Annotated in this window: 32 protein-coding genes; all 32 read left to right on the plus strand. The window is 46.5% G+C overall.

Annotation, left to right across the window (positions count from 1 at the left end):
• The first annotated feature begins 10 nt into the window (after positions 1–10).
• The 32 genes from leuC to rplQ all read left to right on the plus strand — a co-directional run bounded on the left by leuC (position 11) and on the right by rplQ (position 18046).
• Positions 11–1429 carry a 3-isopropylmalate dehydratase large subunit gene (gene leuC / locus BBI11_RS00645; protein WP_068459688.1) on the plus strand — a complete coding sequence of 473 codons (1419 nt, stop codon included), beginning with the start codon at positions 11–13 and terminating at the stop codon, positions 1427–1429.
• 18 nt (positions 1430–1447) lie between these two features.
• Complete coding sequence (leuD, locus tag BBI11_RS00650; RefSeq protein WP_068459690.1) at positions 1448–2041, plus strand: 3-isopropylmalate dehydratase small subunit; 594 nt, start codon at positions 1448–1450, stop codon at positions 2039–2041.
• Between the two features lie 151 nt (positions 2042–2192).
• Positions 2193–3518, plus strand: coding sequence for a Na+/H+ antiporter family protein (locus BBI11_RS00655; protein WP_068459692.1), 1326 nt, complete (start codon positions 2193–2195; stop codon positions 3516–3518).
• A 256-nt stretch (positions 3519–3774) separates the two neighbouring features.
• Entirely contained in the window at positions 3775–4083 is a 309-nt protein-coding gene (rpsJ, locus tag BBI11_RS00660) for a 30S ribosomal protein S10 (RefSeq protein WP_068459695.1), read from the plus strand.
• A gap of 49 nt (positions 4084–4132) precedes the next feature.
• Positions 4133–4762, plus strand: coding sequence for a 50S ribosomal protein L3 (rplC, locus tag BBI11_RS00665; protein WP_058382164.1), 630 nt, complete (start codon positions 4133–4135; stop codon positions 4760–4762).
• Between the two features lie 28 nt (positions 4763–4790).
• On the plus strand, positions 4791–5414 hold the full coding sequence (gene rplD / locus BBI11_RS00670; RefSeq protein WP_068459697.1) for a 50S ribosomal protein L4: 624 nt from the start codon (positions 4791–4793) through the stop codon (positions 5412–5414).
• Positions 5414–5698 (plus strand): 50S ribosomal protein L23, encoded by a 285-nt coding sequence (gene rplW / locus BBI11_RS00675; protein ID WP_058382162.1) that lies wholly within the window; start codon positions 5414–5416, stop codon positions 5696–5698. Before rplD ends, rplW begins: the two co-directional genes overlap by 1 nt.
• Before the next feature lie 47 nt (positions 5699–5745).
• On the plus strand, positions 5746–6576 hold the full coding sequence (gene rplB, locus BBI11_RS00680; RefSeq protein WP_068459700.1) for a 50S ribosomal protein L2: 831 nt from the start codon (positions 5746–5748) through the stop codon (positions 6574–6576).
• 60 nt (positions 6577–6636) lie between these two features.
• Complete coding sequence (gene rpsS, locus BBI11_RS00685) at positions 6637–6915, plus strand: 30S ribosomal protein S19 (protein WP_068459701.1); 279 nt, start codon at positions 6637–6639, stop codon at positions 6913–6915.
• 19 nt (positions 6916–6934) lie between these two features.
• The gene (rplV, locus tag BBI11_RS00690; RefSeq protein WP_058382159.1) at positions 6935–7276 is read left to right on the plus strand and encodes a 50S ribosomal protein L22; all 342 of its coding nucleotides are present in this window, start codon (positions 6935–6937) and stop codon (positions 7274–7276) included.
• Between the two features lie 3 nt (positions 7277–7279).
• Positions 7280–7936, plus strand: a complete 657-nt coding sequence (gene rpsC / locus BBI11_RS00695) for a 30S ribosomal protein S3 (RefSeq protein WP_068459703.1) — start codon at positions 7280–7282, stop codon at positions 7934–7936.
• Between the two features lies 1 nt (position 7937).
• Positions 7938–8372 carry a 50S ribosomal protein L16 gene (gene rplP, locus BBI11_RS00700; RefSeq protein ID WP_058382157.1) on the plus strand — a complete coding sequence of 145 codons (435 nt, stop codon included), beginning with the start codon at positions 7938–7940 and terminating at the stop codon, positions 8370–8372.
• A complete protein-coding gene (rpmC, locus tag BBI11_RS00705; protein WP_058382156.1) occupies positions 8362–8562 on the plus strand; it encodes a 50S ribosomal protein L29 in 201 nt (66 codons plus the stop codon). Before rplP ends, rpmC begins: the two co-directional genes overlap by 11 nt.
• A gap of 23 nt (positions 8563–8585) precedes the next feature.
• The gene (gene rpsQ, locus BBI11_RS00710; RefSeq protein WP_068459705.1) at positions 8586–8849 is read left to right on the plus strand and encodes a 30S ribosomal protein S17; all 264 of its coding nucleotides are present in this window, start codon (positions 8586–8588) and stop codon (positions 8847–8849) included.
• Between the two features lie 47 nt (positions 8850–8896).
• Positions 8897–9265: a 50S ribosomal protein L14 gene (gene rplN, locus BBI11_RS00715; RefSeq protein ID WP_033542790.1), complete on the plus strand. Its 369-nt coding sequence runs from the start codon at positions 8897–8899 to the stop codon at positions 9263–9265.
• Between the two features lie 36 nt (positions 9266–9301).
• On the plus strand, positions 9302–9613 hold the full coding sequence (rplX, locus tag BBI11_RS00720) for a 50S ribosomal protein L24 (RefSeq protein ID WP_058382154.1): 312 nt from the start codon (positions 9302–9304) through the stop codon (positions 9611–9613).
• Between the two features lie 27 nt (positions 9614–9640).
• Complete coding sequence (gene rplE, locus BBI11_RS00725) at positions 9641–10180, plus strand: 50S ribosomal protein L5 (protein ID WP_068459707.1); 540 nt, start codon at positions 9641–9643, stop codon at positions 10178–10180.
• A gap of 19 nt (positions 10181–10199) precedes the next feature.
• Entirely contained in the window at positions 10200–10385 is a 186-nt protein-coding gene (locus BBI11_RS00730; RefSeq protein WP_068489164.1) for a type Z 30S ribosomal protein S14, read from the plus strand.
• Positions 10386–10414: 29 nt separating this feature from the next.
• Positions 10415–10813: a 30S ribosomal protein S8 gene (rpsH, locus tag BBI11_RS00735; RefSeq protein ID WP_068459709.1), complete on the plus strand. Its 399-nt coding sequence runs from the start codon at positions 10415–10417 to the stop codon at positions 10811–10813.
• Positions 10814–10843: 30 nt separating this feature from the next.
• Positions 10844–11383, plus strand: a complete 540-nt coding sequence (gene rplF, locus BBI11_RS00740) for a 50S ribosomal protein L6 (RefSeq protein WP_068459711.1) — start codon at positions 10844–10846, stop codon at positions 11381–11383.
• Positions 11384–11416: 33 nt separating this feature from the next.
• Positions 11417–11779, plus strand: a complete 363-nt coding sequence (rplR, locus tag BBI11_RS00745) for a 50S ribosomal protein L18 (protein ID WP_058382150.1) — start codon at positions 11417–11419, stop codon at positions 11777–11779.
• Positions 11780–11799: 20 nt separating this feature from the next.
• Complete coding sequence (gene rpsE / locus BBI11_RS00750) at positions 11800–12300, plus strand: 30S ribosomal protein S5 (RefSeq protein WP_058382149.1); 501 nt, start codon at positions 11800–11802, stop codon at positions 12298–12300.
• Between the two features lie 14 nt (positions 12301–12314).
• Positions 12315–12497: a 50S ribosomal protein L30 gene (gene rpmD / locus BBI11_RS00755; protein WP_068459713.1), complete on the plus strand. Its 183-nt coding sequence runs from the start codon at positions 12315–12317 to the stop codon at positions 12495–12497.
• 33 nt (positions 12498–12530) lie between these two features.
• Positions 12531–12971 (plus strand): 50S ribosomal protein L15, encoded by a 441-nt coding sequence (rplO, locus tag BBI11_RS00760; protein ID WP_058382147.1) that lies wholly within the window; start codon positions 12531–12533, stop codon positions 12969–12971.
• Positions 12971–14266: a preprotein translocase subunit SecY gene (gene secY, locus BBI11_RS00765; protein WP_068459716.1), complete on the plus strand. Its 1296-nt coding sequence runs from the start codon at positions 12971–12973 to the stop codon at positions 14264–14266. Before rplO ends, secY begins: the two co-directional genes overlap by 1 nt.
• A 57-nt stretch (positions 14267–14323) precedes the next feature.
• Positions 14324–14977 (plus strand): adenylate kinase, encoded by a 654-nt coding sequence (locus tag BBI11_RS00770; RefSeq protein WP_068459718.1) that lies wholly within the window; start codon positions 14324–14326, stop codon positions 14975–14977.
• A gap of 402 nt (positions 14978–15379) precedes the next feature.
• Positions 15380–15598: a translation initiation factor IF-1 gene (gene infA, locus BBI11_RS00775; protein WP_006828950.1), complete on the plus strand. Its 219-nt coding sequence runs from the start codon at positions 15380–15382 to the stop codon at positions 15596–15598.
• Between the two features lie 37 nt (positions 15599–15635).
• Positions 15636–15749 carry a 50S ribosomal protein L36 gene (gene rpmJ / locus BBI11_RS00780; protein WP_006828951.1) on the plus strand — a complete coding sequence of 38 codons (114 nt, stop codon included), beginning with the start codon at positions 15636–15638 and terminating at the stop codon, positions 15747–15749.
• Positions 15750–15773: 24 nt separating this feature from the next.
• A complete protein-coding gene (rpsM, locus tag BBI11_RS00785; protein ID WP_058382144.1) occupies positions 15774–16139 on the plus strand; it encodes a 30S ribosomal protein S13 in 366 nt (121 codons plus the stop codon).
• A 25-nt stretch (positions 16140–16164) separates the two neighbouring features.
• The gene (rpsK, locus tag BBI11_RS00790) at positions 16165–16554 is read left to right on the plus strand and encodes a 30S ribosomal protein S11 (protein ID WP_058382143.1); all 390 of its coding nucleotides are present in this window, start codon (positions 16165–16167) and stop codon (positions 16552–16554) included.
• A gap of 127 nt (positions 16555–16681) precedes the next feature.
• Complete coding sequence (locus tag BBI11_RS00795; RefSeq protein ID WP_058382142.1) at positions 16682–17626, plus strand: DNA-directed RNA polymerase subunit alpha; 945 nt, start codon at positions 16682–16684, stop codon at positions 17624–17626.
• A gap of 45 nt (positions 17627–17671) precedes the next feature.
• Entirely contained in the window at positions 17672–18046 is a 375-nt protein-coding gene (rplQ, locus tag BBI11_RS00800; protein ID WP_058382141.1) for a 50S ribosomal protein L17, read from the plus strand.
• Positions 18047–18343: the final 297 nt, after the last annotated feature.

Consider the following 18343-nt stretch of genomic DNA (forward strand, 5'->3'; position numbering starts at 1 on the left):
GCATTCTGCAATGGCAAAAACGATTATTGAAAAAATCTGGGAACAGCATATTGTATTCGAAGAACCGGGAAAACCCGACTTGTTGTATATCGATCTTCATCTCCTGCATGAAGTCACCTCGCCACAGGCATTTGAAGGCTTGCGTTTGAATGGCCGGAAAGTGCGGCGCCCGGATCTGTGCTTTGCGACAATGGACCATAACGTGCCGACGCGCAACCGCTCCGTGATCAAAGACCCGATTTCCCGCAAGCAAATCAAGACGCTTCAGGAAAACTGTGATGAATTTGGCGTGCCGCTCGCAGGGATCAACCATCCTGACCAAGGCATCGTCCACGTCATCGGCCCGGAACTAGGTCTCACGCAGCCTGGCAAGACGATTGTCTGCGGCGATAGCCATACATCCACGCACGGCGCATTCGGTGCTTTGGCATTTGGCATCGGGACGAGCGAAGTGGAGCATGTCTTGTCGACACAGACGCTGTGGCAGTCCGAGCCGAAAACGATGGAAATCCGCATCGACGGGGAACTGGGCTTTGGCGTATCTGCCAAGGACATCATCCTTGCGATCATTTCAACTTACGGCGTCGACATGGGGACGGGGCATATCATTGAATACACCGGGGAAGCGATCCGCAACTTATCGATGGAAGAACGCATGACCATCTGCAATATGTCCATCGAAGCGGGTGCACGCGCCGGTCTTGTAAGCCCAGACGAAACAACGGTCGAATATTTGCGCGGCAGAAGAAATGTCCCGGAAGGCGAAGCGTTCGAGCGCGAAGCCGAGCGTTGGCTGGCGCTGGCGACAGACGAAGGCGCAAGCTATGACGTGTCGCATACTATCCATGCAGACGACATCTCTCCGTTTGTCACATGGGGCACAAACCCGTCGATGGGCTCTGGGATCGCTGAACACGTGCCGACAGCGGCAGATTACGATAAGCAGGAAGACCGTGACGCCTTGCGCCAGGCGCTTGCTTATATGCAATTGGAAGAAGGCGCTCCGCTGTCATCGATCGCTATCCAGCATGTCTTTATCGGATCGTGTACGAATGCGCGCCTTAGTGATTTGCGGGCAGCGAGTGAAATCGTCAAAGGCAGAACCGTGCATCCGGCGGTCACGGCGATTGTTGTACCGGGCTCTGAGACCGTCAAACGCGCAGCTGAAGCGGAAGGGCTTGACCAAGTATTCCTGCAAGCAGGCTTTGAATGGCGCGAAACTGGCTGCAGTATGTGCCTAGCAATGAATGAGGATGCTGTGCCGGCAGGAGAGCGCTGCGCGTCTACGTCAAACCGTAATTTTGAAGGGCGCCAAGGGGCCGGCTCCATGACGCATTTGGTGTCACCGGTCATGGCAGCTGCCGCGGCAATTGAGGGGCATTTGACAGATGTCCGCAACTATATGAAAGAACCTGTGCCACAGGCATAACGGAAGGAGAGACTGAATGTGAAACCGATCAATGAAATTTCGAGTGTCTTAACACCGCTCGACCGCAAAAACGTTGATACCGACCAAATCATTTCAAAGGAATTCCTTAAGCGCATTGAGCGCACAGGGTTCGGCAAGTATTTGTTTTACCATTGGCGTTTTAAAGCGGACGGCACTCCTAATCCAGAGTTTGTCTTGAACGACACTCGCTTCCAGGATTCCGAAATTCTTGTGGCGCAGGAAAACTTCGGTTGTGGCTCCTCCCGTGAACACGCTCCGTGGGCGATTTTGGATTACGGTTTTCGGGTAGTTATTGCCCCGAGCTATGCGGATATCTTCTATAATAACTGTGTCAAAAACGGCATCTTGCCGATTCGCCTGCAAGAAGCAGAAGTGACGGCTTTGCTTGAAAAGGGCAAACAAGCACGATATCGCCTTGATGTTGATTTGAGACAGCAATCTGTTACGGGTGAAGATGGAGCCAGTTATTCATTCGATATCGACCCATACTGGAAAGAAATGCTGTTGAATGGCTGGGATGAGATCTCCCTGACGATTCAATACGATTCCTATATCCAGGCATACGAAGAAAAAACACAGCAAGCCCAATAAAGCACCCGCCGCTTTTCGTCCTGATTCTTAAGACGGGGAGCGGTTTTTTTAATGCCATTGAAAGCCATTTCGCTGTGTTGACATCATTGTGGAGATTTGTTACTTTAGTAAAGTACTTTAACGCTTTAGCAAACTAAAGGAGAAATGAACAATGAATGCAGTTATTATCGCTGTGTTAGTAATGCTGGTTCTGAGCTTGCTTCGGGTCAATGTGGTGTTTGCCTTATTGATCGGCGCACTCGCTGGAGGACTTAGCGGAGGGCTTAGCTTCACTGACACGCTGACATCTTATACAGACGGACTTGGGGCAGGGGCGACCATTGCACTGAGCTATGCCATGCTCGGTGGATTCGCCGTCGCGATTTCACGTACCGGTATACCCGAGCTACTCGTATCGGGCGTATTGAAACTGGTCAATAAAGACGGGGAGGCAACACGCGAGAATTTGGCGAAAGCGCTCATCATCTTTGCGCTGTTTGCGATGGCAATCTTTTCGCAAAACTTGATCCCGATTCACATCGCCTTTATCCCGCTTCTTGTGCCGCCGATTTTGCACATCTTGAACGAACTGCGAATCGACCGCCGGCTCATCGCTTCGGTGCTGACCTTTGGTTTGACAGCGCCATATATTTTATTGCCGTATGGCTTCGGCTTGATCTTCCACGAGATTCTTGCCACCCAGATGGAACTGGCAGGCATGCCGATTGATATGGCGGATATTCCAAAAGCGATGGCGCTGCCAGTCGCAGGATTATTCCTCGGTTTAGTGGTCGCGGTGTTTATCTCTTACCGCAAGCCGCGGGAATATCGTGAAGCAACAATTACTACTATAGAAGAAACTCCAGCTCGTACTGCTTCCACCAAGGACGTAATCGTAACGGTCGTCGCTTTAATCGCTGCGCTATTCGCACAGATTCAGAGTGATTCGATGATCATCGGCGCACTCGCCGGCATTCTCATCCTCTACGTCTTCGGGGCGATGAAATGGAAAGAGGCAGATGACGTTCTGACGGCAGGTATGCGCATGATGGCGTTTATCGGCTTCGTGATGATTTCAGCGAACGGTTTCGCATCGGTCATTCAAGCGACGGGAGCGATCGACACATTGGTCGAGAACGCAGCGGCCATCTTCGGAGACAATAAAGGGCTAGCGGCACTTGCTATGCTGATTGTCGGTTTGTTTGTTACGATGGGCATCGGTTCCTCGTTTTCGACTATTCCGATCATCGCAGCGATCTTCGTGCCACTCAGTGTCGAGTTCGGATTCTCAACGCTGGCCATCATCGCCTTGATCGGCACAGCAGGGGCACTCGGGGACGCCGGATCGCCTGCATCTGACTCGACGCTAGGGCCGACCGCCGGACTCAATGTCGATGGGCAGCATAATCATATCTGGGATACAGTCGTTCCGACGTTCCTCCACTACAATATCCCGCTCGTATTATTCGGTTGGATGGCGGTTATGTTGCTCGGTTGAGTCCGAAAGATTTCGACTATTACCGTATTGGTTGAAACTGAAAAGAATCCTGCTATACTAGTTAAAGCGAATGAAAAAGAATTTCGTGCAAAGACTTGCGGAATTCTTTTTTATTTTGTATAATGGTGAATGTTGGTCTTTGACTGCGTAGAAGCGAGAGGTTACCGACACACCCGGCCGCTTTGCCATGGCGAGTGTGAGGAAAATTTTCGTGGAGAAGTCTATCCCAAAAATAGGCGAAAAGGGAGGGAAAATAATGGCAAAACAAAAAATTCGTATCCGTTTAAAAGCATATGATCATAGAATCTTGGATCAGTCTGCTGAAAAGATTGTTGAAACTGCTAAACGTTCAGGTGCTAGCGTATCAGGTCCGATACCGTTGCCGACTGAGAAGTCTGTTTACACAATCTTGCGAGCTGTCCACAAATACAAAGATGCTCGCGAACAATTCGAAATGCGCACACACAAACGTCTGATTGATATCGTTAACCCGACACCACAGACAGTTGACGCGCTAATGAAACTGGATCTACCATCCGGCGTTGATATTGAAATCAAACTATAATTGGTAAACGAAAATAATAAACATAAAATTTTGCAGGAGGTGTGACGACATGACCAAAGGAATCTTAGGTAGAAAAATCGGTATGACGCAAGTTTTTGCTGAGAACGGTGATTTGATCCCTGTAACTGTAATCGAAGCTGCTCCAAACGTAGTGCTTCAGAAAAAAACAGTTGAAGTGGATGGCTACGAATCGGTACAACTTGGTTTTGATGACAAGCGCGAGAAGCTTTCGAACAAACCAGAGAAAGGCCACGTAGCAAAAGCAAACACTGCTCCTAAGCGCTTCATTCGCGAACTTCGCAATGTAAACTTAGCTGATTACGAGATTGGTCAGGAAGTCAAAGTAGATGTATTCGCAGAAGGCGATGTAGTAGATGTAACAGGAACTACGAAAGGTAAAGGTTTCCAAGGTGTTATTAAACGCCACGGACAATCACGCGGACCAATGACTCACGGTTCACGTTACCACCGTCGTCCTGGTTCAATGGGGCCTGTTGCTCCGAACCGCGTATTCAAACAGAAGAAATTGCCTGGTCAAATGGGCGGCAACACGGTCACTATCCAAAACCTTCACATCGTGAAAGTGGATGCTGAGCGCAACTTGCTTCTTATTAAAGGGAATGTTCCTGGCGCACGTAAATCATTAATCCGTGTTAAGTCGGCTATCAAAGCTAACTAATCACATTTAAGGGAAGGAGGAAACAAGAATGCCTAAAGTAGCGTTACTAAACCAAACTGGTTCACAAGTTGGCGATATCGAATTGAACGATCTTGTCTTCGGCATTGAACCAAATGAATCTGTACTTTTCGATGCAGTCGTTGCACAACGTGCTTCATTGCGTCAAGGTAACCATAAAGTTAAAAACCGTTCTGAAGTAGCTGGTGGCGGAAGAAAGCCATGGAAGCAAAAAGGAACTGGACGTGCTCGTCAAGGTTCGATCCGTTCACCACAATGGCGCGGAGGCGGAGTCGTATTCGGCCCAACACCACGCAGCTATAGCTACAAACTTCCGAAAAAAGTCCGTCGCTTGGCTCTTCGTTCTGCATTGTCTTCGGCTCTAGCAAACGAAAACCTGATGGTACTTGAAGGATTGGCTTTCGACGCACCGAAAACTAAGGAATTCACGAAACTCGTGACTGACTTGTCTGTCGGCAAGAAAGCATTATTCGTAACAGCTGACCTTGATGAGAACGTGGCACTATCTGCACGCAACATCAAAGGCATGACAGTTGTACCGGCAAACGGTATCAACGTATTGGACTTGCTTGGCCATGACAAAGTTGTCATGACTAAAGGAGCCGTAGAGAAAATCGAGGAGGTGCTAGGTTAATGGAAGCACGTGACATTCTAAAGCGTCCAGTCATTACCGAGCGTTCTTCTGAGGTAATGGCGGAGAAGAAGTACACTTTTGAAGTGGACGTTCGCGCTAACAAAACTCAAGTTAAACATGCAGTTCAAGAAGTCTTCGGCGTTCAAGTTGAGAAAGTCAACATCATGAACTACAAAGGCAAATTCAAACGCATGGGCAAACACGCAGGCTATACAAACAAACGCCGCAAAGCGATTGTAAAATTGACTGCTGATTCAAAAGACATCGAACTATTCGAAATGTAATTGTATAAGTTCTGAACAAGAACTAATCAAAGAAGGAGGGAAACAACGTGGGGATTAGAAAATACAAACCTACCACTAACGGTCGTCGTAACATGACTAGTTCGGATTTCGCTGAAATCACAACGAACAAGCCTGAAAAGTCGCTTTTGCAACCAACGAAGCGTAAAGGCGGCCGTAATAACCAAGGTAAAATCACTGTACGCCACCACGGGGGCGGACATAAGCGCCAATACCGCGTGATTGATTTCAAACGTAACAAAGACGGCATTCCAGGTCGCGTTGCTACGATCGAATACGATCCGAACCGCTCTGCGAATATCGCACTTATCCATTACGCTGACGGAGAAAAACGTTACATCCTTGCACCAAAAGGTGTTCAGGTTGATACGCAAATCATGTCAGGACCGGAAGCAGACATCAAAGCAGGTAACGCTTTGCCATTGATCAACATCCCAATGGGTTCTACTATCCACAACATTGAGTTGAAACCAGGCGGAGGCGGCCAATTGGTACGTTCTGCAGGAGCTTCAGCACAAGTACTTGGTAAAGAAGGAAAATACGTAACAGTTCGCTTGCAATCAGGCGAAGTTCGCATGATCCTTGCTACTTGCCGCGCAACAATCGGCGCTGTCGGAAACGAACAGCACGAATTGATCAACATCGGTAAAGCAGGACGTAACCGCTGGAAGGGCAATCGCCCAACAGTCCGCGGATCTGTTATGAACCCGAACGATCACCCACACGGTGGTGGTGAAGGACGTTCGCCAATCGGACGTAAATCTCCAATGTCTCCATGGGGCAAACCAACTCTTGGATACAAAACACGTAAGAAAACGAACAAATCCGATAAATTCATCGTGCGTCGCCGCAAAAAATAATTTGATTCCGCTACGGTTCACCAAAAGAACCGTGGTGCAATCACGAAGGGAGGATCCCAAATGGGTCGCAGCTTGAAAAAAGGACCTTTTGTAGACGATCATCTTATGAAGAAAGTTGAAGCGCAAAAGGAATCTGAGAAAAAACAAGTGATCAAAACTTGGTCTCGCCGTTCTACAATTTTCCCGACATTCATCGGACAAACAATTGCAGTATACGATGGCCACAAACACATCCCTGTATACGTGACTGAAGATATGGTAGGCCATAAACTTGGTGAATTTGCTCCAACACGCAAATACGCAAGCCATGGTGCAGACGATAAGAAAACAAGACGTTAATTGAGAGGAGGATTTCCCCATGCAAGCAAAAGCTGTTGCTAGAACAGTACGTATTGCTCCTCGTAAAGTCCGTTTAGTAGTAGATTTAATCCGAGGCAAGCAAATCGGTGAAGCGGTCGCGATTTTGAACCACACTCCTAAAGCAGCATCCATTGTTGTTGAGAAGTTGTTGAAATCTGCAGCTGCTAACGCTGAACACAATTACGAAATGAACATCGAGAACCTTGTCATCAGCGAAGTATTCGTTGACGAAGGGCCGACTTTGAAGCGTTTCCGTCCACGTGCAATGGGACGCGCGAGCGCGATCAACAAACGCACAAGCCACATCACACTAGTGGTATCTGAGAAGAAGGAGGGATAATTCGTGGGACAAAAAATTCATCCAATTGGAATGCGAATCGGAATCATCCGTGATTGGGAGTCAAAATGGTACGCTGAAAAAGACTACGCGACACTCCTTCACGAAGATTTGAAGATCCGTGAATATATCGAAACACGTTTGAAAGAAGCTTCAGTTTCGAAAATCGAAATCGAACGCGCTGCAAACCGTGTGAACGTTACAATCCACACTGCTAAGCCAGGTATGGTAATCGGTAAAGGTGGCTCTGAAGTAGAAGTACTTCGTACGCAACTGAACTCGATGACTGGCAAGCGTGTACACATCAACATCGTAGAAATCAAACGAGCTGACCTTGATGCGAAATTGGTCGCTGAAGGAATCGCACGTCAACTAGAAAACCGTGCATCTTTCCGTCGTGCTCAAAAACAAACGATCCAACGTACAATGCGTTCAGGCGCTAAAGGGATCAAAACTCAAGTATCTGGACGTCTAGGCGGAGCTGACATTGCCCGTGCTGAGTCCTACAGCGAAGGAACTGTTCCGCTCCATACATTGCGCGCAGACATCGACTACGCACACGCTGAAGCAGACACTACTTATGGTAAGCTTGGCGTAAAAGTATGGATCTATCGCGGTGAAGTCCTTCCAACCAAGAAGAAATCTGAGGAAGGAGGCAAATAATATGTTATTGCCAAAACGCGTAAAATATCGTCGTGAACACCGTGGCAAGATGCGCGGAGAAGCGAAAGGCGGCAAAGAAGTCGCATTCGGCGAATATGGCCTGCAGGCTCTTGAGTCTTCATGGATCACTAACCGCCAAATCGAATCTGCCCGTATCGCTATGACTCGTTACATGAAACGTGGCGGTAAAGTGTGGATCAAGATTTTCCCTCACAAGCCATACACGAAAAAGCCTCTTGAAGTACGGATGGGTTCCGGTAAAGGTTCACCTGAAGGCTGGGTAGCGGTAGTAAAAACTGGTAAAATTATGTTCGAAATCGCTGGAGTATCTGAAGAAGTTGCACGCGAAGCATTGCGTCTTGCCTCTCACAAATTGCCAGTGAAAACGAAATTCGTAAAACGCGAAGAAATTGGTGGTGAATCGAATGAAAGCTAATGAAATCCGTGACCTAACCACTGCTGAAATCGAACAAAAAGTGAAATCACTGAAAGAAGAGCTTTTCAACCTTCGCTTCCAATTGGCTACTGGTCAATTAGAAAACACTGCTCGCATCCGCGAAGTACGTAAAGCGATTGCCCGTATGAAAACTGTGATTCATGAAAGAGAACTCAGTGGCAACAACTGATAATTCGAGAGGAGGTTGCAAGTATGTCTGAGCGTAACCAACGCAAAGTATACACAGGCCGCGTCGTGTCTGACAAAATGGATAAAACCGTTACAGTAATGGTTGAAACTCAAAAAAAGCACGCGCTTTATGGCAAACGTGTAAAATACTCTAAGAAATTCAAGACTCATGATGAGAACAACGAAGCGAAAATGGGCGACATCGTTCGCATCATGGAAACTCGTCCACTATCAGCTACAAAACGTTTCCGTTTAGTGGAAGTCGTCGAAAAAGCTGTCATCATCTAATTTAAATAAGTTCGGAATCCTAAAAGTTCCGGAGGGAGGTTACCTAAGTGATCCAACAGGAAAGTCGTTTAAAAGTTGCAGACAACTCGGGTGCTCGTGAAGTACTTACGATTAAAGTGCTTGGTGGTTCTGGTCGCAAGACAGCAAACATCGGTGACGTAATCGTTTGTACCGTGAAAAAAGCAACACCAGGTGGCGTTGTTAAGAAGGGTGAAGTCGTTAAGGCTGTCATCGTTCGCACGAAAAGCGGAGCTCGCCGTAAAGACGGTACTTACATCAAATTTGATGAAAATGCATGTGTGATTATCCGCGACGATAAAGGTCCACGCGGAACACGTATCTTCGGACCAGTTGCACGTGAACTTCGTGACAACAACTTCATGAAGATCGTTTCACTTGCTCCTGAAGTTCTATAAAACATCCAACGTGCGATACCAAGGAGGTGCGACAGAATGCATGTAAAAAAAGGCGATACAGTTAAGGTCATCTCTGGGAAAGACAAAGGCAAAACAGGAGTTGTTTTGACTGCTCTACCTAAGAAAGACCGTGTGCTCGTTGAAGGTGTTAACATCGTCAAAAAGCATACAAAACCGAACCAGGCAAGCCCGCAAGGCGGAATTGTCAGCCAAGAAGCTGCGATTCACGTTTCTAACGTGATGGTAGTGGACCCTAAATCCGGCGAGCCGACTCGCGTAGGATACAAAATGGAAGACGGCAAAAAAGTTCGTGTTGCAAAAAAATCCGGTGAAAAATTAGATAAATAAAATTCCTGAATGAGGGGAGGTACAAACATGAACCGCCTACAAGAAAAATATACTAACGAAATCACACCTGCTCTAGTGAGCAAGTTTGAATATTCCTCAGTAATGCAGGCACCAAAAGTTGATAAGATCGTTATCAACATGGGTGTCGGTGAAGCTGTACAAAACACAAAATCACTTGATTCTGCTGTTGAAGAATTGCAGACGATCACTGGTCAAAAGCCGGTCATCACAAAAGCTAAGAAATCTATCGCTGGCTTCCGTCTTCGTGAAGGTATGCCAATCGGATGTAAAGTTACACTACGCGGTGAGCGTATGTATGACTTCCTGGATAAATTGATTGCTATCTCACTTCCACGTGTTCGTGACTTCCGTGGCGTATCGAAAAAATCTTTCGACGGACGCGGTAACTACACACTTGGTGTGAAAGAACAATTGATCTTCCCTGAAATCGATTATGATAAAGTTTCTAAAGTACGCGGTATGGATATCGTAATTGTGACAACTGCGAACTCTGATGAAGAAGCTCGTGAGTTATTGACACAATTCGGTATGCCGTTCCAAAAGTAAAGATGAGGGAGGCGTAAACGTGGCTAAAAAATCAATGATTGCTAAACAAAAACGCACGCCAAAGTATAAAGTACAAGAGTACACACGCTGTGAACGATGCGGACGTCCGCATTCAGTACTGCGCAAATTCAAACTTTGCCGTATTTGTTTCCGTGAACTTGCATATGTGGGACAAATTCCTGGCGTCAAAAAAGCCAGCTGGTAATCCCCTAAATTGGGAAGGAGGTAAATGTAATGACAATGACAGATCCGATTGCAGATATGCTGACACGCATTCGTAATGCAAACATGGTTCGTCACGAGAAATTGGAGCTTCCGGCTTCCAACGTGAAAAAAGACATCGCTGAAATCCTAAAGCGCGAAGGTTTCGTTCGTGACGTAGAATATGTTGAAGATGATAAACAAGGCATGATCCGCATTTTCCTTAAATACGGTGCCAACAACGAGCGCGTCATCACTGGCTTGAAACGCATTTCAAAACCAGGACTACGTGTTTACGCTAAAACTGACGAGGTGCCACGCGTACTAAACGGTCTTGGGATCGCTCTAGTATCGACATCACAAGGTTTGGTAACTGATAAAGAAGCCCGCGCGAAAAAAATCGGCGGCGAAATCATAGCTTACGTTTGGTAAGAAGCAACAAACGAATGGAGGTGCAACAGAATGTCACGTGTAGGTAAAAAACCAATCGAGGTTCCTGCTAGCGTTACCGTTACTATCGACAACGATAATAACGTAACTGTAAAAGGGCCTAAAGGCGAGCTTGCTCGCTCGTTTAACTCAGATATCACGATCACGCAGGAAGACAATGTTTTGACATTGTCACGCCCATCAGATTCCAAAGATCACCGCACAATCCACGGTACAACTCGTGCATTGCTCGCGAACATGGTTACTGGAGTATCTGAAGGCTTCTCCCGCTCACTTGAACTAGTCGGTGTAGGTTACCGTGCCCAGCTACAAGGCAAGAAATTGGTCTTGAACGTTGGATACTCTCATCCGGTGGAATTCACTCCGGAAGAAGGAATCGAAATCGAAGTACAAGGCAACACGAAAGTCGTTATCAAAGGGATCAATAAAGAGATGGTCGGAGCACTTGCTTCAAACATCCGCGCTACGCGCCCACCAGAGCCGTATAAAGGCAAAGGGATCCGTTATGAAGACGAAAAAGTTCGCCGCAAAGAAGGTAAAACAGGTAAATAATGCTGCTTAGGCAGGCTGAAAGGAGTGACCTCAGTGATTACGAAACTCGATAAAAATGCATCCCGTAAAAAACGTCACGCTCGCGTACGTTCTAAAATCACGGGAACAGCTGAACGTCCACGTTTGAACGTTTTCCGTTCAAACAAATACATCTACGCTCAATTGATCGACGATGTAAACGGCGTAACGCTTGCTAGCGCATCATCTGCAGATAAAGATTTTTCTCTTGAAACAAAAGGCAACGTCGAAGCGGCTGCACAAGTCGGCGAAACGATTGCAAAACGCGCAGTAGAAAACGGCTTGAAATCAGTTGTTTTTGACCGCGGTGGTTATCTATATCACGGCCGTGTGAAAGCTTTGGCTGAATCTGCTCGTGAAAACGGCTTAGAATTCTAAAAGAAGGAGGGACCCATATAATGCGTCGTATTGATCCAAACAAACTCGAACTTGAAGAACGCGTAGTTACGATTAACCGCGTAGCGAAAGTTGTAAAAGGTGGACGTCGTTTCCGTTTCTCCGCATTGGTTGTTGTAGGCGACAAAAATGGTAAAGTCGGTTTTGGTACTGGGAAAGCACAAGAAGTTCCAGAAGCAATCCGTAAAGCTATTGAAGATGCGAAGAAGAACTTAATCGAAGTACCTATGGTTAAAGGTACTACTCCACATCTAGTAACTGGGCGCTTCGGTGCCGGCTCGATTCTTATCAAACCTGCTTCACCAGGTACTGGTGTTATCGCTGGTGGTCCTGTTCGTGCGGTACTAGAGCTTGCAGGAGTACAAGACATCTTGTCTAAATCTCTTGGTTCTAACACACCAATCAACATGGTCCGTGCTACTATCAACGGTTTGACTCAACTGAAGAGCGCTGATGAAGTTGCAAAACTTCGCGGCAAAACTACAGAAGAGTTATTCCAATAAGGGAGGGAAATTACATGGCTACTAAACTAGAAATTACCCTCACTAAGTCAGTGATCGGTGCTAAACCGACACAACGTAAAACAGTCCAGTCACTAGGCCTGCGCAAAATGCATCAAACAGTTGAGCACCAAGACAACGCGGCAGTTCGCGGAATGCTTGATAAAGTCGCTCACTTAGTTACTATTAAAGAAGTTTAATCCCTGATTTCTATAGAAGGAGGTGCCAACCACATGAAACTTCACGAATTAAAACCAGCAGAAGGTTCACGCAGCTCACGCAAGCGTATCGGACGCGGAATCGGTTCAGGTACTGGTAAAACAGCCGGTAAAGGTCACAAAGGTCAAAAAGCCCGTTCAGGCGGCGGTGTCCGTCCAGGATTCGAGGGTGGTCAAAACCCATTGTTCCGTCGTTTGCCGAAGCGTGGATTCACGAACATCAACCGTAAAGACTACACTGTTGTAAACCTTGACGTGTTGAACCGTTTTGAAGAAGGCACAGAAATTACACCTGCATTGTTAATCGAAACAGGTGTTGTGAGCAAAGAGCGTTCTGGTATCAAGATTCTTGGTAACGGAAGCTTGGACAAGAAATTGTCTGTACAAGCCCACAAATTCTCTGCATCAGCTAAAGAAGCTATTGAAGCTGCCGGCGGTCAAACCGAGGTGCTTTAATGTTTCAGACAATCTCTAATCTTATGCGCGTATCTGATATTCGAAATAAAATTTTCTTTACTTTAGCAATGCTCATCATCTTCCGTATCGGGACATTCGTTCCGGTGCCGAACGTTGATGCGTCAGTACTCCAAGCTACAGATCAGATGGGTCTGATCGGTTTCTTGAATACTTTCGGTGGAGGCGCCCTGGCCAATTTCTCGATTTTGGCAATGGGAATCATGCCTTATATCACAGCATCGATCATCGTGCAGCTCCTGCAAATGGATGTTGTGCCGAAATTTGCTGAGTGGGCGAAACAAGGCGAAGTCGGAAGACGGAAACTTGCTCAATTCACTCGTTACTTTACAATCGTTCTTGCCTTTATTCAGGCGATCGGCATGTCTTATGGGTTCAACCAAATGTACGGAGGTACATTGATCCAAGATGACTCGATTGCAACGTATGTCGTAATCGCCATCGTACTGACAGCAGGAACAGCATTTCTATTGTGGCTTGGTGAGCAGATCACGGCAAAAGGCGTGGGGAACGGTATTTCGATTATCATCTTCGCAGGGATTGTCGCTGCAGTACCAGGAGCAATTAACCAACTTTATGCGCAGCAGATTCAAGGAGCTGGCGATCAGCTACCAATCAATATTGCCATTATGGCATTGCTCGCACTCGCAGTTGTTGCGATTACTGTATTGGTCATCTACGTTCAACAAGCGTTGCGTAAAATTCCGATCCAATATGCCAAACGTGTCGCTGGCCGTGGCCAGAGCTCGACTGGGCAACAAACGCATTTACCTTTGAAAGTAAACGCGGCCGGAGTTATCCCGGTAATCTTTGCAGTGGCGTTCATCATCACGCCGCAAACTATCGCTTCTTTCTTTGGTGCCAACGCGTTTACGGAGGCAATTCAGAATACGTTTGATTACACGCGTCCGGTCGGCATGATTATTTATGTCGCCTTGATCATTGCATTCACGTATTTCTATGCTTTCATTCAGGTTAATCCTGAAAACGTAGCGGACAACTTGAAAAAGCAAGGTGCATACATTCCGGGAATCCGTCCGGGTAAAAATACGCAAGATTATTTAACAAGTGTGCTTTACCGCTTAACGTTTGTGGGAGCTATCTTCCTTTCCGTTATCGCGGTCATGCCGATTTTCTTCATTAATATCGCAAACTTGCCTCAATCTGCACAGATTGGCGGTACGAGCTTGCTGATTGTCGTCGGGGTAGCCCTGGAGACGATGAAGCAATTGGAATCACAACTTGTGAAACGTCATTACAAAGGCTTTATGAAATAATCAATGGGGAGGAACGTGAAAACGTTCCTTATCCACTTGTCTGAGGGGGCAAAACGTATGAACATTGTGTTGATGGGTCTACCAGGTGCCGGAAAAGGCACGCAAGCAGACGAAATAGTCAAGAAGTACGACATCCCTCATATTTCGACAGGCGACATGTTCCGCGCAGCTATTAAAGGCGGCACGGAACTGGGCTTGGAAGCAAAGTCGTTCATGGATCAAGGTGCCTTGGTGCCTGATGAAGTAACAATCGGTATCGTCCGAGAGCGACTCAGCCAAGCGGATTGTGAGAAAGGCTTCCTACTGGATGGCTTTCCACGCACAGTCCCTCAGGCTGGGGCGCTGGAATCTCTTCTGGCTGATCTTGGCAAACGAATCGAGCATGTCGTAAACATCCAAGTTGAACAAGACGAATTGATTGCACGTTTAACAGGCCGTTGGATTTGCAAAGTTTGTGGAACTGCTTACCATACTGTCTTCAATCCTCCAGCTACAGCTGGTGTGTGCGATAAAGATGGCGGAGAGCTCTACCAACGCGAAGACGACAAACCTGAAACCGTCACGAAGCGTTTAGAAGTTAACATGCAACAAACTCAGCCGCTTCTCGACTTCTATGAAGACAAGAACGTGCTGACCAATATAGATGGACAGCAGGACATTGATAAAGTATTTGCTGACATTGATGCTCTTCTAAAGGGCGACCGAGGCTAAGTCCCCGGCGCCGGGCGCAGTTAGTTGCCTCCATGTGGCTTTAAGGAGCACCGGAGATATGAATTTTCGTGAGCTGCAAAAGCAAACAAGGCCTGATTATATGAAACCGGTGAGGCTCGTTGCTCCGTGCAATTCCGCACCGGAGGTAGTATAATGGGTTTCGTGGAAGCATCTGTGTAACGGGTTTGGAACTCATCCAAGGCAGTCCGGGCAGTCGAGGATACGTGGGTCAGACTGATTCAACCGGATCCCCCGAACTTCGCTGTCATAAGTGGAGCGAGGAACCCGGAGAAGGTCTTCAAATGTCACTCATGCATTCCTTGTGAATGGATAAGAATTATTCAAAGCAAATACTGTTTGAAGATGAGAACCTAATTTGTATACAGAAGGGAGACTGGGTCGATGGCGAAAGACGATGTAATTGAAATCGAAGGAACAGTCGTTGAGACTTTGCCTAACGCGATGTTTAAAGTGGAGCTTGAAAACGGCCATACGATTCTTGCGCACGTATCAGGCAAGATTCGCATGCATTTCATCCGCATTCTGCCAGGAGATAAAGTAACAGTAGAACTTTCTCCTTATGATTTAACACGCGGTCGCATCACATACCGTTTTAAATAATCTTTTGCACTCCGGACTACTAAGGAGGTTGGGTTAGATGAAAGTGAGACCATCTGTTAAGCCGATCTGCGAAAAATGTAAAGTTATTCGCAGAAACGGTAAAGTAATGGTAATCTGTGAAAATCCGAAACACAAACAAAGACAAGGTTAATAAAGAAGGAGGTGCATCGCACACATGGCACGTATTTCTGGTGTTGACATTCCGCGCGACAAACGCGTTGTAATTTCATTGACTTATATCTACGGTGTTGGGAAAACGACTGCTCAGAAAGTTCTTTCTGGTGCTGGTGTTTCTGAAGAGACTCGCGTTCGCGATCTTACAGAAGACGAGTTGAACAATATCCGTGAACAATTGGATCAGTACAAAATCGAAGGTGACCTTCGCCGTGAAGTTTCCATGAACATCAAACGTTTGATGGAAATCGCTAGCTTCCGTGGTATCCGCCACCGTCGCGGTCTTCCGGTTCGTGGTCAAAATACGAAGAACAACGCGCGTACGCGTAAAGGTCCTCGTAAAACTGTAGCTAACAAGAAAAAATAATCAGTAAAGGAGGTTGTTTCTTAACATGGCACGTAAACAACAAACTCGTAAGCGTCGTGTGAAAAAGAATATCGAATCCGGTATTGCTCACATCCGCTCAACATTCAATAACACAATTGTTACGATCACTGATATGCAAGGTAACGCAGTATCATGGTCTTCGGCTGGTGCTCTAGGATTCCGTGGTTCACGTAAATCCACTCCATTCGCTGCCCAAATGGCTGCTGAAACTGCTGCTAAAACTTCCATGGAACATGGTTTGAAAACTTTGGAAGTAACTGTTAAAGGTCCTGGTTCAGGTCGCGAAGCTGCTATCCGTGCGCTTCAAGCTGCTGGATTGGAAGTTACTGCAATTAGAGACGTAACTCCAGTTCCTCACAACGGCTGCCGCCCGCCAAAACGCCGTCGCGTATAATCGTTGGTCTGAATAGGATTTTTGAACATCACGACTTACTCAATGTGTTCTGAATCGTAGCGAAAGTCTGTGACTATCGAATTCTTATGCAACGAAAATACCGACGTTTTGAAGGAGGGTAAACTGAATGCTCGAAATAGAAAAACCAAAAATTGAAACGGTTGAGATCGACAGCAATGCCAAATATGGCAAGTTTGTTGTTGAACCTCTTGAGCGTGGATATGGTACCACTTTAGGTAACTCCTTACGTCGAATCCTACTTTCATCTTTACCTGGCGCAGCTGTTACTTCGATCCAAATTGATGGCGTTTTGCATGAATTCTCCACTGTCGAAGGTGTAGAAGAAGATGTAGCCTCTATCATTTTGAACATCAAGAAGCTCGCTTTGAAAATTTACTCTGACGAAGAAAAAGTCATTGAAATTGATGTAAAAGGTGATGGAACGGTTACGGCTGCAGATATCACTCACGATAGTGACGTGGAAATTCTGAATCCGGATCTATATATTGCTACAATCGCGAAAGACGGCCACTTGCGCATGCGCATGTATGCTAACCGCGGCCGTGGATATGCCCGTGCAGATCAGAACAAACGTGAAGATCTTCCGATCGGCGTTATCCCGATTGACTCTATTTACACGCCAGTTTCACGCGTCAATTTCCAAGTGGAAAATACCCGTGTGGGCCAACTCGCTCATTTCGATAAATTAACCCTCGATGTCTGGACAGATGGAAGCATCGGTCCCAAAGAGGCAATTGCGCTTGGCGCGAAAATTTTCACTGAACATCTGAACATCTTCGTCGGATTGACGGATGAGGCTCAAACAGCTGAAATCATGGTTGAAAAAGAAGAAGACCAAAAAGAAAAAGTGCTTGAGATGACTATCGAAGAGCTTGATCTTTCGGTTCGTTCTTATAACTGCCTAAAACGTGCTGGCATTAACACTGTCCACGAATTGGCCAACAAGTCGGAAGACGACATGATGAAAGTTCGCAACCTCGGACGCAAATCACTCGAAGAAGTGAAAGTGAAGTTGGAAGATCTAGGTCTTGGCCTTCGTAAAGAAGACTGATTGCCCGATTCTTTCTGAACTATTCAACAAAGGAGGGAAACTTCAATGAGAAAACTTCAACGTACAAGTTCTCAACGTAAAGCGCTTTTGCGTGACCTTACGACTGACCTAATCGTTCACGAACGCATTCAGACAACTGAAGCCCGTGCTAAAGAAGTCCGTTCAACTGTAGAAAAAATGATCACGCTTGGTAAGCGCGGAGATATCCACGCTCGCCGTAAAGCTGCAGCATACATTCGCCGTGAACTCGTGACTTCGACTGACGAAGAAGGCAACGAAAACACAATCTTTGCTTTGCAAAAATTGTTTGATGATGTAGCACCACGTTACGCTGACCGTCAAGGCGGCTATACGCGCATCATGAAAATGGGGCCTCGTCGCGGAGATGGCGCACCAATCGTAATTATTGAATTGGTTTAAACAGTTGAAGAGGGTGCATAGCCCTCTTCTTTTAGCATCATGATTTATACGACAATATGAAAAGCTGAGTGTTATGATGAGCGAGCCTTCGGGCGGCGTCTCGTCTAGCTCTACGCACCTCATTCAACCGGCGGCTTAAGCACCCGCAGGAGCCATAGAGACAGAAAAGCGCATACTCTGAATGAGGTGCGCGCTTTTTTTATTTCATGATGTATTAATTTTCAGTGTTGATGTTCCCAGGATTGGGAAATGAACAGTGCAAATTAAGCGTGGCTAGAGAGTTCCCGTTTTACAGCA

Origin of the sequence: Planococcus maritimus (assembly GCF_001687625.2) — a bacterium.
Lineage (GTDB): Bacteria > Bacillota > Bacilli > Bacillales_A > Planococcaceae > Planococcus > Planococcus maritimus.

What these genes read in the sequence shown, in the direction of transcription:
- leuC (WP_068459688.1), top strand. Translation starts at nt 11, where the DNA reads ATGGCAAAAACGATTATTGAAAAAATCTGGGAACAGCATATTGTATTC.
- BBI11_RS00655 (WP_068459692.1), top strand. Translation starts at nt 2,193, where the DNA reads ATGAATGCAGTTATTATCGCTGTGTTAGTAATGCTGGTTCTGAGCTTG.
- rpsJ (WP_068459695.1), top strand. Translation starts at nt 3,775, where the DNA reads ATGGCAAAACAAAAAATTCGTATCCGTTTAAAAGCATATGATCATAGA.
- rplC (WP_058382164.1), top strand. Translation starts at nt 4,133, where the DNA reads ATGACCAAAGGAATCTTAGGTAGAAAAATCGGTATGACGCAAGTTTTT.
- rplD (WP_068459697.1), top strand. Translation starts at nt 4,791, where the DNA reads ATGCCTAAAGTAGCGTTACTAAACCAAACTGGTTCACAAGTTGGCGAT.
- rplW (WP_058382162.1), top strand. Translation starts at nt 5,414, where the DNA reads ATGGAAGCACGTGACATTCTAAAGCGTCCAGTCATTACCGAGCGTTCT.
- rpsS (WP_068459701.1), top strand. Translation starts at nt 6,637, where the DNA reads ATGGGTCGCAGCTTGAAAAAAGGACCTTTTGTAGACGATCATCTTATG.
- rplV (WP_058382159.1), top strand. Translation starts at nt 6,935, where the DNA reads ATGCAAGCAAAAGCTGTTGCTAGAACAGTACGTATTGCTCCTCGTAAA.
- rplP (WP_058382157.1), top strand. Translation starts at nt 7,938, where the DNA reads ATGTTATTGCCAAAACGCGTAAAATATCGTCGTGAACACCGTGGCAAG.
- rpmC (WP_058382156.1), top strand. Translation starts at nt 8,362, where the DNA reads ATGAAAGCTAATGAAATCCGTGACCTAACCACTGCTGAAATCGAACAA.
- rpsQ (WP_068459705.1), top strand. Translation starts at nt 8,586, where the DNA reads ATGTCTGAGCGTAACCAACGCAAAGTATACACAGGCCGCGTCGTGTCT.
- rplX (WP_058382154.1), top strand. Translation starts at nt 9,302, where the DNA reads ATGCATGTAAAAAAAGGCGATACAGTTAAGGTCATCTCTGGGAAAGAC.
- rplE (WP_068459707.1), top strand. Translation starts at nt 9,641, where the DNA reads ATGAACCGCCTACAAGAAAAATATACTAACGAAATCACACCTGCTCTA.
- rpsH (WP_068459709.1), top strand. Translation starts at nt 10,415, where the DNA reads ATGACAATGACAGATCCGATTGCAGATATGCTGACACGCATTCGTAAT.
- rplF (WP_068459711.1), top strand. Translation starts at nt 10,844, where the DNA reads ATGTCACGTGTAGGTAAAAAACCAATCGAGGTTCCTGCTAGCGTTACC.
- rpsE (WP_058382149.1), top strand. Translation starts at nt 11,800, where the DNA reads ATGCGTCGTATTGATCCAAACAAACTCGAACTTGAAGAACGCGTAGTT.
- rpmD (WP_068459713.1), top strand. Translation starts at nt 12,315, where the DNA reads ATGGCTACTAAACTAGAAATTACCCTCACTAAGTCAGTGATCGGTGCT.
- rplO (WP_058382147.1), top strand. Translation starts at nt 12,531, where the DNA reads ATGAAACTTCACGAATTAAAACCAGCAGAAGGTTCACGCAGCTCACGC.
- secY (WP_068459716.1), top strand. Translation starts at nt 12,971, where the DNA reads ATGTTTCAGACAATCTCTAATCTTATGCGCGTATCTGATATTCGAAAT.
- BBI11_RS00770 (WP_068459718.1), top strand. Translation starts at nt 14,324, where the DNA reads ATGAACATTGTGTTGATGGGTCTACCAGGTGCCGGAAAAGGCACGCAA.
- infA (WP_006828950.1), top strand. Translation starts at nt 15,380, where the DNA reads ATGGCGAAAGACGATGTAATTGAAATCGAAGGAACAGTCGTTGAGACT.
- rpmJ (WP_006828951.1), top strand. Translation starts at nt 15,636, where the DNA reads ATGAAAGTGAGACCATCTGTTAAGCCGATCTGCGAAAAATGTAAAGTT.
- rpsM (WP_058382144.1), top strand. Translation starts at nt 15,774, where the DNA reads ATGGCACGTATTTCTGGTGTTGACATTCCGCGCGACAAACGCGTTGTA.
- rpsK (WP_058382143.1), top strand. Translation starts at nt 16,165, where the DNA reads ATGGCACGTAAACAACAAACTCGTAAGCGTCGTGTGAAAAAGAATATC.
- BBI11_RS00795 (WP_058382142.1), top strand. Translation starts at nt 16,682, where the DNA reads ATGCTCGAAATAGAAAAACCAAAAATTGAAACGGTTGAGATCGACAGC.
- rplQ (WP_058382141.1), top strand. Translation starts at nt 17,672, where the DNA reads ATGAGAAAACTTCAACGTACAAGTTCTCAACGTAAAGCGCTTTTGCGT.